The sequence below is a fragment of the Pantoea alhagi genome, from assembly GCF_002101395.1.
GTDB classification, from domain to species: Bacteria; Pseudomonadota; Gammaproteobacteria; order Enterobacterales; family Enterobacteriaceae; genus Mixta; species Mixta alhagi.
This window is the reverse complement of sequence record NZ_CP019706.1, coordinates 3734365-3749510: the sequence shown is the minus strand read 5'-3', so window position 1 is coordinate 3749510 and position 15146 is coordinate 3734365. Positions and strand designations below refer to the sequence as shown.

At 56.2% G+C, this 15146-nt stretch carries 10 protein-coding genes and 2 pseudogenes; 8 read left to right on the top strand and 4 right to left on the bottom strand.

Annotated elements, in window-relative coordinates; all coding sequences use genetic code 11:
- The first annotated feature begins 36 nt into the window (after positions 1 to 36).
- From guaD to bla, 6 genes are all read left to right on the top strand, one after another.
- Positions 37 to 1374: a guanine deaminase gene (gene guaD / locus B1H58_RS17685; RefSeq protein WP_085071760.1), complete on the top strand. Its 1338-nt coding sequence runs from the start codon at positions 37 to 39 to the stop codon at positions 1372 to 1374.
- Positions 1371 to 2813 carry a xanthine dehydrogenase small subunit gene (gene xdhA / locus B1H58_RS17680; RefSeq protein ID WP_085071759.1) on the top strand — a complete coding sequence of 481 codons (1443 nt, stop codon included), beginning with the start codon at positions 1371 to 1373 and terminating at the stop codon, positions 2811 to 2813. The genes guaD and xdhA overlap by 4 nt, the downstream gene beginning before the upstream one ends.
- Entirely contained in the window at positions 2803 to 5169 is a 2367-nt protein-coding gene (gene xdhB, locus B1H58_RS17675; protein WP_085071758.1) for a xanthine dehydrogenase molybdopterin binding subunit, read from the top strand. Before xdhA ends, xdhB begins: the two co-directional genes overlap by 11 nt.
- On the top strand, positions 5156 to 5947 hold the full coding sequence (gene xdhC / locus B1H58_RS17670; protein WP_085071757.1) for a xanthine dehydrogenase accessory protein XdhC: 792 nt from the start codon (positions 5156 to 5158) through the stop codon (positions 5945 to 5947). Before xdhB ends, xdhC begins: the two co-directional genes overlap by 14 nt.
- Positions 5948 to 5996: 49 nt before the next feature.
- Positions 5997 to 8150, top strand: a complete 2154-nt coding sequence (gene dcp, locus B1H58_RS17665; protein WP_085071756.1) for a peptidyl-dipeptidase Dcp — start codon at positions 5997 to 5999, stop codon at positions 8148 to 8150.
- Positions 8151 to 8265: 115 nt separating this feature from the next.
- A complete protein-coding gene (bla, locus tag B1H58_RS17660; protein WP_085071755.1) occupies positions 8266 to 9132 on the top strand; it encodes a class A beta-lactamase in 867 nt (288 codons plus the stop codon).
- A 25-nt stretch (positions 9133 to 9157) separates the two neighbouring features.
- On the opposite strand, the gene hpxO is transcribed toward bla, so the two are convergent.
- The 3 genes from hpxO to B1H58_RS17645 form a co-directional block, all read right to left on the bottom strand.
- On the bottom strand, positions 9158 to 10315 hold the full coding sequence (hpxO, locus tag B1H58_RS17655) for an FAD-dependent urate hydroxylase HpxO (protein ID WP_085071754.1): 1158 nt from the start codon (positions 10313 to 10315) through the stop codon (positions 9158 to 9160).
- 154 nt (positions 10316 to 10469) lie between these two features.
- Positions 10470 to 11393: a glutaminase B gene (gene glsB, locus B1H58_RS17650; RefSeq protein ID WP_085071753.1), complete on the bottom strand. Its 924-nt coding sequence runs from the start codon at positions 11391 to 11393 to the stop codon at positions 10470 to 10472.
- Between the two features lie 161 nt (positions 11394 to 11554).
- Complete coding sequence (locus B1H58_RS17645) at positions 11555 to 12622, bottom strand: SDR family oxidoreductase (RefSeq protein WP_085071752.1); 1068 nt, start codon at positions 12620 to 12622, stop codon at positions 11555 to 11557.
- 96 nt (positions 12623 to 12718) lie between these two features.
- Here B1H58_RS17645 and B1H58_RS17640 point away from each other — a divergent pair, with 96 nt between their 5' ends.
- On the top strand, positions 12719 to 13624 hold the full coding sequence (locus B1H58_RS17640) for a LysR family transcriptional regulator (protein WP_085071751.1): 906 nt from the start codon (positions 12719 to 12721) through the stop codon (positions 13622 to 13624).
- Here B1H58_RS17640 and B1H58_RS17635 read toward each other — a convergent pair.
- A pseudogene (locus B1H58_RS17635) lies at positions 13621 to 14451 on the bottom strand (nickel/cobalt transporter); the annotation flags it as partial. The gene B1H58_RS17640 and the pseudogene B1H58_RS17635 sit on opposite strands and share 4 nt — an antisense overlap.
- A gap of 527 nt (positions 14452 to 14978) precedes the next feature.
- Between B1H58_RS17635 and B1H58_RS21240 the strand changes: the two are divergent.
- Positions 14979 to 15128: pseudogene (locus B1H58_RS21240) on the top strand (helix-turn-helix domain-containing protein); the annotation flags it as partial.
- Positions 15129 to 15146: the final 18 nt, after the last annotated feature.

Sequence of the window (15146 nt, the reverse complement as noted above, 5' to 3'; positions counted from 1 at the left end):
ATTTGCCATAACGAAAATTTGGGTTAAGGAAGCTTTATGTCTGTGCCAGCCACTGAAACTTACGCCATTCGCAGTAGTTTTTTTGATATAACCGCTACGGCCAGCGACCCACAGGAGATCGAGCAACGGGCACGCTATATTGAAGATGGCCTGCTGCTGATCACAGCGGGAAAAATTGCCAGCCTGCGCCCGTGGCTGGAAGCGGAGGGCAGATTACCTGCCAATTGCCCCGTGCTCGATCGACGCGGAAGCCTGATCGTTCCCGGTTTTATTGACTGCCATATCCACTATCCGCAAACCGAAATGGTCGCTGCTTTTGGCGAACAGCTGCTGAGCTGGCTGGAAAACTATACCTTCCCGGTTGAAGGGCAATACCATTCAGCCGGGCACGCAGCAACAATGGCCGCCTTCTTTTTGCAACAGCTGCTCAGCAACGGCACCACCAGCGCGCTGGTTTTTGGCACGGTGCATCCCGAGTCAGTCGAGGCGCTGTTCCAGGCGGCCGAACAGCGTGCGATGCGCATTATCGCCGGTAAGGTGATGATGGATCGCAACGCGCCAGATTATCTGCTGGAAACCCCGGAGCAGAGCTATCAGCAAACGCGCGCACTGATCCAGCGCTGGCACAAGCGTGGCCGCCTGGGATATGCGCTCACGCCACGTTTTGCGCCTACTTCATCACCAGAACTGCTGGAAAAAGTCATGCAGCTTCATCAGGAGTTTCCTGATACCTGGATCCATACCCATCTGGCGGAAAACCCGCAGGAGGTGGAGTGGGTGAAAAAACTATTTCCGCAGCAGGCAGGCTATCTTGATGTCTATCACCATTATCGGCTGACCGGCCCGCGCAGCATCTTTGCGCACTGTTTGCACCTGGAGCCAGAAGAGTGGCGCTGCCTGCATCAGACCGATTCCGCCATCGCCTTTTGTCCAACCTCGAACCTGTTTCTTGGCAGCGGACTGTTTAATTTACAACGCAGCTGGCAGCAGCCGATCAAACTTGGCATCGGCACGGATATTGGCGCGGGCACCACCTTCAGCATGCTGCAGACGCTGGCCGAAGCCTATAAGGTCAGTCAGCTGCAGAACTATAAGTTGCATGCCAGCGAAGCTTTCTATCACGCCACGCTGGGCGGCGCGCGGGCGCTAAGCCTGGATCATCTGATTGGCAACTTTATGCCCGGTAAGGAGGCGGATTTCGTGGTGCTGCAACCTGAGGCTACGCCGCTGCAGAAAATGCGCTGGCACAACAGCCGCGACATCTGGGAAAAACTGTTTGTGCTTATGACGCTTGGCGACGATCGCACTATCGCCGAAACCTGGGTAAACGGCCAGCTTGCCTGGCAACAATACGATCAAGAGGCAGCGATATGATCCAGTTCCTGCTCAACCAGACGCTGGTAAGTGAGCATCAGATTGATGCTAATACCACGGTGCTGAACTATTTGCGCCAGCAAAAAGGGCGCTGCGGTACAAAAGAGGGCTGCGCCTCGGGCGACTGTGGCGCCTGTACCGTTACGCTGGGCAGCGTAGTGGAAGGCAAAATGCGTTATGAGACGGTTAACAGTTGCCTGCTGCCGATGGGTGCGCTGGATGGCAAACAGCTGTTAACCGTAGAAGATCTCCGCCAGGGCGACCAACTGCACGGGGTGCAACAGGCGATGGTTAACTGTCACGCCTCGCAGTGCGGTTTTTGTACGCCAGGCTTTGTTATGTCGCTGTTTACGCTGCAAAAAAACAGCAACGGCTGGGACCGCCAGCAGGCAGAAAGCGCGCTGGCGGGCAATTTGTGTCGCTGCACCGGCTATCGGCCTATTGTGGAAGCGGCGCGCATCGCCTGTGAACAACCGGAAGAGGACAGTTTCACCCAGCGTGAGCAGGAGACGGTAAAGCGCCTGAAGGAGATGCAGCAGCACGCTTTTAGTGACGTTGTCATTGAGTCCAGCCGCTGCGTGATCCCTAAAACCTGCGCGCAACTGGCAAGATTTTATCTGGATCATCCTCAGGCGGTGCTGCTGGCGGGCGGCACGGACGTCATGCTGCGTATTACCCAGCAATACCAAAAACTGCCGCTGATGATTACGCTGGAAAAGGTAGAGGAATTGCATCAGTGGCAAGAAACGTCAGAGGCGATCCTCATCGGCGCTGCCGTGCCGCTCAGCGTTTGTCAGCAGCGCCTGCAAACCACCATCCCAATCTTTAGTGAAATGCTGCACCGCTTTGCTTCATTACAAATTCGCAATCGCGGCACGCTGGGCGGCAACATCGCCAATGCTTCGCCGATCGGCGATTGCTCACCCATGCTGCTGGCGCTGGACGCATCGCTGATTTTGCAGCAGGGGGAACGCCTGCGTCAGCTGCCGCTTGATCAGTTTTTCTTGGGTTACCGGCGTACGGCGCTGGAAAGCGGCGAGTTTATTCGCGCAATCCATATCCCGAGGGTGACACTGTCACCTGATTTTCGTGCCTGGAAAGTATCCAAACGCCGTGAGGATGACATTTCTGCAGTATTTGCCGCTTTTAATCTCAAACGTGATGAGGGTGTAATAACAGAAGCGCGGGTGGCGTATGGCGGCATGGCCGGGGTACCGCGACGCGCTTCCGCCTGCGAAGCCGCGCTCATCGGACAGCTATTGTCAGCGACCACGCTGGAAAATGCCTGTCGGGCGTTGGTACAGGATTTTCAGCCGCTAAGCGATGCGCGGGCCAGCGCCGCCTGGCGCATGCAGCTGGCGAAAAATCTGCTGCGCCGCTATTTCCACCAGCTGAACGGAGAACTGGCCGTGAGCGAGGTATCCCACTATGTCTCATAATCGTCCGCCGGTTAAACAAGAGGTTCTTGAAGCACAGTATCTGGCTGGCATCCAGAACGGCGTTGGTCGCGATCGGCAGCATGAAAGCGCAGAAAAGCACGTTAGCGGCGAAGCGCAATATATTGATGACCGGTTAGCCTTTCCGGGTCTGTTACACCTTTGCCCACGTCTGAGCGATCAGGCGCATGCGCGTATCCTGCATATCGATACCGCAGCCTGTTATACCATTCCCGGCGTGATTGAGGTTCTCACCTGGCGCGACGTGCCCGGCGAGCTGGATATTGGTGCACTGGAGCCGGGCGATCCGCTGCTGGCGCGCGACACGGTCTGTTATGTGGGACAGATAGTGCTGGTTGTGGCAGCGGAAAGCGAAGAGGCTGCACGACAGGGCGCGGCAGCTGCCCATATTGAATATGCGCCTTTGTCGGCAATTCTTGATGTGGAAACGGCTCTGGCGCAGCGCCATTTTGTGCAGGAGCCGCATATCCATCAGCGTGGCGATGTCGATGCCGCGCTGGCGCGTGCGCCGCATCGCATTCAGGGGGCGTTTCATATCGGTGGTCAGGAGCATTTCTATCTGGAAACGCAGATCGCGTTGGTTGCGCCTGGTGAGGATCGCTCTTTTCAGGTCTGGTCATCAACGCAAAATCCGACTGAAGTTCAGAAACTGGTTGCTTCAGTCATGGGCGTGGGGATGAATAACGTTACCATCGATATGCGACGCATGGGCGGCGGTTTTGGTGGCAAAGAGACCCAGGCGGCGGGTATTGCTTGTTTATGCGCGCTGGCGGCGCACAAAACCGGGCGACCGGCAAAAATGCGTCTGGCACGGCGTGACGATATGCATATCACCGGCAAACGTCATCCTTTCTTTGTGCGCTATGACGTTGGCTTTGATGATGACGGCCTGTTCTGCGGGGTAAACATCGAGCTGGCGGGCAACTGCGGCTATTCGCTTGATCTTTCCGGGTCAATTGTCGATCGTGCGATGTTCCATGCTGATAACGCCTATTATCTGGGCGATGCGCGCATTACCGGCTATCGCTGCCGCACCAATCTGGCTTCCAATACCGCCTATCGCGGCTTTGGTGGCCCGCAGGGCATGGTGGCGATTGAACAAATTATCGAAGCCATTGCGCGCCACCGCCAGCTGGATCCGCTCACGGTACGTAAACGTAACTACTATGGACAGCAGACGCGTAATATTACCCATTATCATCAGCGGGTTGAGGATAACCTGCTGGAAGAAATTACCGCACAGCTTGAGCAGAGCGCTGATTATCAGATGCGTCGGGAAGCGGTACGGCGGTTTAACGCCGCCAGTCCGATCCTGAAACGTGGCCTGGCGCTGACGCCGGTGAAATTCGGCATCTCTTTTACCTCCAGCTTTCTAAACCAGGCCGGCGCGCTGATCCTGATTTATACCGACGGCACCGTTCAGCTGAACCACGGCGGCACCGAAATGGGCCAGGGGCTGCATACCAAGGTGACGCAGATCGTAGCGGAAGTGTTGCAGATTGACGCGAGCGCCATCCGTATTACCGCGACCGATACCGGCAAAGTGCCCAACACCTCGCCGACGGCAGCCTCCAGCGGCACCGACCTTAACGGCAAGGCCGCCCAGCACGCGGCGGAAATTTTGCTCCAGCGTCTGACGGAGATGCTGTGTCGCCTGCATCAGTGCCAGCCGCAGGAGGTAAGCTTCAGCAACGGCATCGTGCGGGTGAAACAGCATTATTTTACCTTTAGTCAGGTCGCACAGCTCGCCTGGCTGAATCAGGTGCCGCTGTCTGCCACCGGTTACTATCGCGTTCCCGGCATTCATTACGATCGTGAGGCGGGACGCGGTCAGCCCTTTTACTATTTCTCTTACGGCGCGGCCTGTAGCGAAGTACTTATTGATACCTTAACCGGTGAATATCGTCTGCTGCGTGCGGATATTTTGCACGACGTCGGCGCATCGCTGAATCCGGCCATTGATGTGGGGCAGGTCGAAGGGGGTTTTGTGCAGGGCATGGGCTGGCTAACCTGCGAAGAACTGGTCTGGGATAGCCTGGGACGCCTGATGACCGATGGACCGGCCAGCTATAAAATCCCTACCCTGGGCGATCTGCCTGACGATCTGCGCGTGACGCTGCTGGAAAACCGTAAAAATCCTCAGCAGACGGTATTTCATTCCAAAGCGGTCGGCGAGCCGCCGTTTATGCTGGGGATTTCCGTTTGGGTCGCACTACAGGATGCGATAGCCAGCGTGGCCGACTATCGTCAGCATCCGCATCTGGATGCACCCGCCACGCCGGAAAAGGTATTTTGGGCGGTAAACCGGCTGGCGGGAGAAAATAATGCTGGCGCATGAGTGGATTGAAACGCTGCAGCAGCTACGAGCGCAGCGTCAGTCGTGCGTGCTGATTACCGTGCTGAGCGAGCGCGGTTCGGTGCCGCGCGATCGCGGCAGCAAAATGATCGTGACGGCGGATGGGCAGTTTTTTACCATCGGCGGTGGACATCTGGAATTCCAGTGTATTGAGATAGCGCGCAATTTGCTAATGCAGGGCCGCGAAAGTCTGCACAGCGAACAGTTCAGCCTGGGTGCGCGGCTGGGGCAGTGCTGCGGTGGTAGCACCACCATTTTGTTTGAGCCGCTGCTTTATGTGCAGCCGCAGATCGCTGTTTTTGGGGCGGGGCACGTCGGCCAGGCGCTGGTCACGCTGCTGGCGACGTTACCCTGTCACATACAGTGGATCGATCAGCGTGCAGAGCTGTTCACGCAGGTGCCAGCTGGCGTCAGCGTCTGTCAGGTAGAGGAGCCAGTGGAGTATGTGTCGCAGCTGCCGCCAGAGAGCTATTTTGTGGTGATGACGCATCATCATCCGCTCGACCTGGCGCTGTGCGAAGCCATTCTGCGCCGCGATGACTATCGTTATGCCGGGGTCATTGGTTCAAATACCAAGCGTCAGCGCTTTGAGTATCGTCTGAGCGGCAAAGGATTCAGCCAGCAGCAGCTGGCGCGCTTGCGCTGTCCGATAGGGCTGCCGCAGGTCAAGGGCAAACTGCCAGCGGAAATTGCCGTCGCCGTAGCGGCAGAAATTATCTCCGTTTATCAACAGACGCAGAATGTTGGCACCATCGGTTAACTGCTCTTATGATTCTGACTTTACAGGCAAGGAACAGGAGAGTAAGGATATGCGGTTATCGGTGTTATTTTTGTCCATTGGCCTGGCCCTGAGCGTCTCAGCTCAGGCAGCCGATGCGACGGCGAATCACGATCAGGAGAAGACCATGTCCGGCGAACAGCACAATCCCTTTAGCCAGCCCAGCGCTCTGCCTTTTCAGGCACCGCCTTTCGATCGTATTAAGGACAGCGATTATCTTCCTGCGATTGAAGCGGGCATCCGCGATAAGCAGCAAGAAGTGGCGCGTATCGCCAACAATCCGCAGCCGCCTACCTTTGAAAATACCTATGTGGCGCTGGAGAAAAGCGGCCAGATGCTAAAGCGGGTGTTAAACGTGTTCGGCGCCATGACCTCTGCCAATACCAACGACGAATTACAAAAAATTGATGAAGAAACAGCCCCCAAACTGGCGGCGCTGGACGATGAAATCCACCTTAACAGCAAACTTTTTGCCCGCCTTGATGCGGTTTATCAGCAGCGCGACAAGCTCCAGCTGGATGCGGAATCTCGTCGTCTGGTTGAGGTTATCTGGCAGTCATTCCAGCTGGCTGGAGCCAGCCTGAGCGACCAGCAAAAAGCCGAACTCAAGGCGCTGAATCAGGAAGCGGCGACGCTGAGTACCCAGTTTACCAATCGTCTGCTTGCGGCTACCAAAGCGGGCGGTCTGGTGATTAAAGATAAGGCGGCACTGGCTGGCCTGAGCGAAGGTGAAATCGCTGCCGCTGCCGAAGCGGCCGGGGCGCGCGGTCTGAAAAACCAGTGGCTGCTGGCGTTGCAAAACACCACCCAGCAACCGGAACTGCAAAGCCTGTCGGATCGACAGACGCGTGAAGCGCTGTTTAACGCCTCCTGGCAGCGCGCGGAAAAAGGCGATGCCAACGATACACGTCAGCTGATTGCGCGTCTGGCTGCGGTACGGGCACAGCAGGCAAAGCTGCTGGGCTTCGACAGCTATGCCGCATGGAAACTGCAGGATCAGATGGCGAAAACCCCGCAGGCGGCGCTGGACTTTATGCGCAATATTGTTCCGGCCGCCACAGCACGCGCGCAGCGCGAAGCGGCTGATATTCAGGCGGTGATTGACCAGCAGCAGGGCGGATTTAAGCTGGCGCCCTGGGACTGGACCTTTTACGCAGAGCAGGTGCGTCGCGCTAAATACGATCTCGACGAATCACAAATTCGCCCTTATTTCGAACTGAACAACGTACTGGAAAACGGCGTATTTTATGCGGCCAACCAGCTTTACGGCCTGACCTTTAAGCAGCGTAACGATTTGCCGGTTTATCAGCCTGACGTACGCGTCTATGAAGTGTTTGATAAGGATGGCTCCTCGCTGGCGCTGTTCTATACCGATTTCTTTAAGCGTGATAACAAAGGCGGCGGGGCGTGGATGAGCAACTTCGTCGACCAGTCGAAGCTGCTGGGAACCAAACCGGTGATTTATAACGTCGCTAACTTCAGCAAACCGGCGGCGGGCCAGCCTGCGCTGCTGTCATGGGACGATGTGATTACAATGTTCCATGAATTTGGTCATGCGCTGCACGGAATGTTTGCCGATCAGCAATATCCGAGCCTGTCCGGCACCGAGACTCCGCGTGATTTCGTGGAGTTCCCTTCACAGTTTAACGAGCATTGGGCCAGCGACGATAAGGTGTTCAAACACTTTGCCCGTCACTATCAGAGCGGCGAACCCATGCCGCAGGCGCTGCACGATAAGATCCTGAAAGCCGATAAGTTCAATAAAGGCTACGACATGACCGAGCTGCTGGCGGCGGCGCTGCTGGATATGCACTGGCACAGTCTTCGTGCCGGAGACACGCAGCCAGATGTGGATGCTTTCGAGCAGAACGCGCTGGCGCAGGATAAGATCAACCTGCCGCAGGTGCCGCCGCGCTATCGCTCCAGTTATTTCCAGCATATCTGGGGCAACGGCTACGCGGCAGGCTATTATGCCTATCTGTGGACCGAGATGCTGGCGGATGACGGCTTTGCCTGGTTTAAAGAGCACGGCGGCCTGACGCGTGAAAACGGCCAGCGCTTCCGCGATATGATTTTGTCACGCGGCAACAGCAGCGATCTAAAACAGCTCTATCATGACTGGCGCGGTCACGATCCTGAAATCGAGCCGATGCTGCTCAACCGGGGCCTGAAGGAAGCACCTTAAACCGCCTTCTCATCACCAGGGAAAAGGGCAGCAATGCCCTTTTTTTCCATCTGAAAACAGTCGTTTGATGTACAATAACGTTCAGGCACCAGGCTAACCTAAAAGGATGTTCCACATGCAAAAAAACTGTTTCTGGCGCTATTCGCTGCTGGCCGGATTGTTTTCGTTATGGTCGTTCAGCGCGATGGCTGATGAAGCCACTCTGACGCAAAAGCTGGCCGGACTGGAGAAAGCCAGCGGCGGGCGGCTGGGCGTGGCATGGATTGATGGCGATCGGCGCTACGGCTATCGCGCCAATGAACGTTTTCCTTTGACCAGCACTTTTAAAGCGTTGGCAGTATCGGCCATTCTGCATAAAAGCGTCAGCCAGCCCGGTTTGCTGGAGAAAAAGGTGATGATCAACAACGCGGACAATGTTCCCTGGACGCCCGTCACCGGTAACTATATCGGCAAGGCCATGAGCATTGGCGCGCTGTGCGCCGCCACCATTGAATACAGCGATAATCTGGCGGCCAATTACCTGCTGCATGAGCTGGGCGGCCCGCAGGGCGTTACCGCATGGGCGCGTCAGCTGGGCGACCGGATAACCCGGCTCGATCGCTACGAGCCCGATTTGAACAGCGCGGTGCCGGGCAATCAACGCGATACCAGCACGCCAGCGGCAATGGCATCTAACCTGAATCAGCTGGCGCTGGGCGATATCCTGCCAGTAAAGCAGCGCCAGATGTTTAACCGCTGGTTAAAGCAGAACACCACCGGCGATGAGAGTATTCGTGCTGGCGTACCAGAGGGCTGGGTCGTTGGCGATAAGACTGGTGCCGGTGAATATGGCACCACCAACGATCTGGCCGTGCTCTGGCCTGACAAAGCACAGCCGAAAATTTTAGCCATCTACTTCACCCAGCCGCAGCGAAAAGCGGCCAGTAATAAGGCGGTGCTGGCCGCCGCCACGCGTGCGGTTATCGCTGAACTTCACCCATAACGGGCCGGGCCTGAAGCCCGGCTTTTCACGCCAGCGGGCCGCCGACAATGGTCTCCTGCATACCGCTCAGGATCCGTTCGCCGGTTTCCCGCTTCAGTTCTTCATACCAGGCACGCGTTACCTCAGGCTGTTTACCGTGGGTCACATCGCAGCGTTTACGCGCCTTCAACACCAGATCTTTGACCCGATCCACACGGCGAGCCTCATAGCGCCGCAGCGCATCCTCGATGCCCAGCGAGTGTGCCTGAAGGGTTAATGCCAGCACCACCGCATCTTCCATAGCAGCGCAGCCGCCCTGGCCAATATCCGGCGTGGTGCTGTGTCCGGCATCGCCCAGGAGCGCAATCCGGCCTTTGACCAACTGCGGGAAAGGATCGATATCATGAATTTCAATACGGTTGGTGGTTTCCGGGTTAATCGCGGCGATCAACCTCTGCACCGGTTCGGCCCAGCCGCTAAAATAGCGGGCTAAGTCCGCTTTTACGCTACTGCGATCTTCCGCCAGTCCCTGCGGCAACGGCACATCAAAGAAAAAGTAAAAGCGGTTGCCGCTGACCGGCATTAAAGAGACGCGTTTGCCTTCACCAACAAAGGTGGTCCACTGATCGGCGGGAGCAATGGTTTCATCAATGCTGACCAGGCCGTTCCAGTTAACGTAGCCGGCATAACGCCGCTCAGCGCGCTGGCCGGTTACCGAGGGGCGGATTACCGAATGCGTGCCGTCGGCAGCGATCAAAAAATCGCCGCGTGCTTCGCTGCCATCCTCAAACCAGGCGGTGACGCCCGTGGCATCCTGTTCAATATGGCTGACGCGCTTGCCGAAGTTAACGCGCTGTGCGCCGTAGCGATCGAGCAGCATCGCCTGCAAATCAGCGCGCGCTACCGGATAGGGGCGTTCACCAACGCTTTCCACCAGCGGCGTCATGGAGAAGCGGGTAAGGGTTTGTCCGTGCCGGAAATCGTTATAGGCCATAAAAGCCATATTGCCGCCCAACGCCTGCAGCTGCGCTTTCAACCCCAGGAAGTTCAGGCATTTAACGCCGTTTGGCCAGATGGAAATCGCCGCGCCCACCGGACGGATGGTTTTTACCGCTTCATACACCTCGGTTTGATAACCGCTCTGTTCCAGCGCCAGCGCTGCGCACATCCCGCCAATACCGCCACCGATTACGATCGCTTTCATTGCTCTCTCCTTGCTGTTGATAGCAGGAAACTGCAACTTTTGTACCAGCTATGCAGGTGCCAAAAAGGGCGATGTCACCGCTGCGATTGCGCATTTACAGGGCAGAAGGCATGCTCAACGCTGCTTTAGGGTGCAACTTGTCTGTTCGCGCCCCTTAAAAGATTGAACAGCCGAGCTGCTCGGAGAGCAATTCCAACACTGCGGTGCCTGCCAGGGAGTTGCCGGACGCATCAAGGCCTGGCGACCAGACCGCGATCGTCATCTCTCCGGGAATAATGGCAATAATTCCTCCGCCCACGCCCGATTTGGCAGGCATTCCTACCCGCCAGGCAAATTCGCCTGCGCCGTCATACATTCCGCTGGTGATCAGCAGGGCGTTGATCTGGCGCGTCTGACGTACCGTCAGTATTGGCGTTGTCTCGCCCAGCGGACAACCCTGGTTGGCCAGATAAAAGAAGCAACGCGCCAGTTCCTGACAGCTCATCGCCAGCGAACAGTAATGAAAATAGGTTTGCAGCACGCCGGGTACATCATTATCAAAGTTTCCAAAGGACTTCATCAGCCAGGCAATAGCGGCGTTGCGCGCCGAGTGATCGAACTCGGAGCGGGCAACATAACGATCGTAGTTAATCGATGGCTCATCACACAGCTGACGCACTACCTCCAGCATCCTTTGACGCGGGGCGGTCAGACGGGTTTCCAGCATATCGCAAATCACCAGCGCGCCCGCATTGATAAAGGGATTGCGCGGCTTACCGCGTTCCATCTCCAGCTGCACCAGCGAGTTAAACGGCTGGCCGGAAGGCTCTTTACCCACGCGCTGCCAGATCTCCTGTTCCTGATAACGCGTTTGTGCCAGCGTCAGCGACAACACTTTGGAGATCGACTGAATAGAGAAACGGACATCAGCATCGCCAGCCTGATACAGCGTGCCTTCGCGGGTGAGCACCGCGATACCCAGATAGTCAGGCGATACCTGAGCCAGCGCCGGAATATAGTCAGCCACTTTTCCCTGACGCGTTAAAGGGCGCACCTGCTGCAGGATCTCTTCCAGTAAAGCATTGCTGAGTTCAGCCACGACAATCTTCTCCGTTACGTTAGATGCGCAGCATGATGGGAGGTTGTCTTCACAGCGTCAATAAATTCAGAAAAAAGCGTCTGGTGCAGAAAAAGGTAGAAAGAGAGGATGGCCGGATCGCCCTGTAAACTGTCGCGTTCCGGCCAGTCTTTTGTGTGGGATCAGGATGGGATAATGCGGTTAGCCTTCAGCTTATCAAACAGCGTAAAGAAGGCATCGCGCGTAGAGCGGTATCCGGTAAAGCCTGCCTTGCGACTTTTGCTGATGTCGGTAAAGACTTCCATCGGGCGACCGAGATCGGCATCGGTATGCCACCAGGAAACCAGGCGGTTAATGTCCGCTTCGCGCAGCTGATATTTATCAGCAATAATTTCCCAGTCATGATCGGCATTCAGCATGCGGCCTTCCAGCGGCTGGATCTCGCCGGGGAACGGCGCCGCCTTAATCCCAAAGTAATCGGCGATCTGCTCCCACATCCATTTCCAGCGGAACACGTCGCCGTTTACCACGTTATAATCCTGATTTTGTGCAGCGGGGGACGTCGCCGCCCATTCCAGCTGCTCCGCCAGCAGGCTGGCATCCGTCATATCGGTAACGCCATTCCACTGCGCTTCTGAACCCGGGAAAATAAAGGGCTTGCCGGTTTCTTTGCACAGGGTAGCGTAGACGGCCAGCGTCTGCCCCATATTCATCGCATTGCCCAGCGCATAGCCGATAATGGTATGCGGGCGATGTACGCTCCAGGTGCAGCCATATTTGTCGGCAGCGGCGAACAGCTCATCTTCCTGCGCATAGTAAAAGTTATCGACCGGCTGACGTCCCTGTTCTTCGCGGAACGGCGTCATTGGCACGCTGCCTTTACCATAGGCGTCAAACGGGCCAAGGTAGTGCTTCAGACCGGTAACCAGCGCGACATGGCTGCCTTTCAGGCGCTCGCCCATCGCTTCAAGAACGTTGCGCACCATCGCACCGTTTACCCGGATATTCTCTTTCTCATTGGCCTGGCGCGACCAGACGCTAAAGAACAGGCTGTCAAAATGGAAATCTTTTAGCGCGGCGTTAACCGATTCCGCCGAGGTGAGATCGGCGGTCAGAGAGTGACAGCCCTGCGGCACCGGCGCGCGTCCGCGCGAAAGGCCGTAAACGTCCCAGCCATCCGCCTGTAATTTTTCTGCCAGCGCGCTGCCAACTACGCCGCTTACGCCAATAATCAATGCTTTTTTACTCATTACGCCTCCTGTAACAGATGCTGTTAAGCATAGTGCGGAATTAATTTCATATCTGCGGTATAAATTCACAACATTTCAGAAATGGATTCATGAATTATGACTGGCAATGATTTGCTTAAGGGTATTATGCCGTTTGTGGCAACGGTAGAAGCGGGCAGCTTCAGCGCGGCAGCGGAGCGGCTGAATCTGACCAGCTCAGCTGTCAGTAAAAGTATAGCCAGACTGGAGCAGCGCCTGGGATCGCGGCTGTTTGAGCGCACCACGCGTACTCTGCGGCTGACCGACGCCGGAGAAGCCTATTATCAAACCTGTCAACGCGTGGTGAATGAGCTGAGCGAGGCAGAAACGGTGCTGGCGGCACAGCGTACCCATGCGGTTGGACGCCTGCGCGTCGCAGTGCCGATGACCTTTGGCCGCTCGCACGTGATGCCGTTAATCAATGACTTCTGCCGCGATTATCCCGACCTGCAAATCAACATGACTTTTGCCGATCGCTTTGTCGATCTGTTTGAGGAGAATATCGATATTGCGGTGCGCATCGGCGGCCCGGCGGATTATCCCGCCTCGCTGGGGGTGCGCTATCTGGGCAACGAGCAGCTGGTATTTTGCGCCGCGCCGGACTATCTGCAGCGCCACGGTACGCCGCAGAGTTTCGATGAGCTGCAGCAGCATCGCGCTGTGGCCTATGAACGGGTGGATGGCACCACCACGCCCTGGCGCTTTATGGCAGCCGACGGCCGTGTCGCCAGCCGGACGGTAAACGCCAGGCTGGCCTTTGGCGATAGCGAAGCACAGCTAAGCGCAGTCAGCGCCGGTCTGGGTATCGCCCAGATGGCGACATGGCTGATACGGGAAGCAGAGCAGGCGGGCAGGGTGAAGATCATCCTGCCACAGCTAATGCTGGATGGCCTGCCGCTTTGGCTGGTTTGGCCGCGCAAGAAACAGCTGCTGCCAAAAGTGGATGCGCTGCTGAAAACCTTTCATCGTCTGGTGATTCGTTAGCAGCCCGCTGCAATAAAGTCTCCGCCCGGACTGACCGGCACTACGGTAAGAAACAGGATCAGAGCAAAAAGCAGCAGCAGTACGCCACCGGCAATGCGGACCAGCGCCATAATGCTGGCGGCGGCAGGCGAATCGCGAAGCCAAACAGCGGCGACGGTATCGCGCAAACGGCTTACCGCCATAGCCAGCAATAACAGGGAGAGGCCGGTGCCCAGCGCCATAGTCATCACCGCCAGCATGCCCCATGTCACGATACCAATTGCATTCGAAAACAATAAAACGGTAATCGCGCCGCTACAGGGACGTAAGCCGATGGCCATCATTACGCCAGACAGCTCTTTCCAGTTTGCGGGCTGAGCCAGCGGCATATGATGACCGCAGCCGCATGGCTGATGGGTATCATGATGAGAGAAAGAAAAACTGCGCAATCCACGTAGCAACATCCAGCCACCAAAAGCGGCGATCAGCAGCGCACTGACCTTTTCCATAACCCAACGGCTAAGGCTTAATTCACCCGCTACCAGGTTAAAACCCACCGCCAGAATAAACACAAACAGAATGGCGCTGAGTCCCTGAACCAGGCTGCCAACCAGCGGTACCGCTCGCCGCGCGGCAGATGCATGCTGCGGTTGGGTACTTAACCAGGTAGTGACAACAAACTTACCGTGTCCCGGTCCAACCGCATGCAAAACGCCATAGAGAAAGGTGAAGAACAACAGCCACAGCCCGCCGCTGTACTGACCGTTGTTGATTTGCAGCAGATGCAGTACCAGGTAACGATGCAGAGTAATCTGCGTCGCCAGGCTCCAGGCCAGAAAATCATCCCAGTTCCACCAACAATACAGCGCCAGCAGCACCAGTGGCGTGACGACAACCATCAGAGCGTGCTTGCCAGAAGAGAGGGAGCGACCAAACATAAAGCATCCTGATTAAGAAAAATCCGCCTTCAGTATACGGAGTCTGGTGCTCAGTGGAACGAAAACTCACGTTAAGCTATACACGCCTCAGTTTCAGCTCGGCAACCAGCTCATCCAGGTCAATAATTTCACTACTTGAAGCCCCTGACGGCTACAGGCCAGCGCCAGCTCAGATTCATCCAAAGCAAGATATTCCAGCCGTTAATCAGGGAGGCCATACAGCGCTTCCTGTTCTGCATTACTTAAAACAGCCAGTCGTTCACTTTTGCCTGTCGCTTTGCCACGAGTAGTCATCCTGACCCCGATTAATTATGTCCGTAAGAGGATCGTTCTGCGAACAGTGAAAATTTAAATTTGTGCTTCAGAGAAAATCACGGCTGACGTTGTCTCATATCACTGGTACGATATTAATCTCTTTGACGGCTCCTTATACGTACCTGCGGGGGAAACAGCCGAAGCTGTCAGATAAACAGCAGAAAGAGCTTTGCAGGATGCACGGAAGCGGCGAGTACTCTATCAGCGATCTGGCTGAATTATTTTCCGTCTCCCGCCCCACAGTCTATCGGACGCTTTCCCGTGGGAAATAATGGAAAAATGGATTTAAT

Excerpts from the sequence above, each read along its gene's own strand:
- hpxO (WP_085071754.1), bottom strand. The coding sequence starts at position 10,315 with ATGAAAGCGATCGTAATCGGTGGCGGTATTGGCGGGATGTGCGCAGCG.
- B1H58_RS17640 (WP_085071751.1), top strand. The coding sequence starts at position 12,719 with ATGACTGGCAATGATTTGCTTAAGGGTATTATGCCGTTTGTGGCAACG.
- guaD (WP_085071760.1), top strand. The coding sequence starts at position 37 with ATGTCTGTGCCAGCCACTGAAACTTACGCCATTCGCAGTAGTTTTTTT.
- xdhB (WP_085071758.1), top strand. The coding sequence starts at position 2,803 with ATGTCTCATAATCGTCCGCCGGTTAAACAAGAGGTTCTTGAAGCACAG.
- xdhC (WP_085071757.1), top strand. The coding sequence starts at position 5,156 with ATGCTGGCGCATGAGTGGATTGAAACGCTGCAGCAGCTACGAGCGCAG.
- dcp (WP_085071756.1), top strand. The coding sequence starts at position 5,997 with ATGCGGTTATCGGTGTTATTTTTGTCCATTGGCCTGGCCCTGAGCGTC.
- xdhA (WP_085071759.1), top strand. The coding sequence starts at position 1,371 with ATGATCCAGTTCCTGCTCAACCAGACGCTGGTAAGTGAGCATCAGATT.
- bla (WP_085071755.1), top strand. The coding sequence starts at position 8,266 with ATGCAAAAAAACTGTTTCTGGCGCTATTCGCTGCTGGCCGGATTGTTT.
- B1H58_RS17645 (WP_085071752.1), bottom strand. The coding sequence starts at position 12,622 with ATGAGTAAAAAAGCATTGATTATTGGCGTAAGCGGCGTAGTTGGCAGC.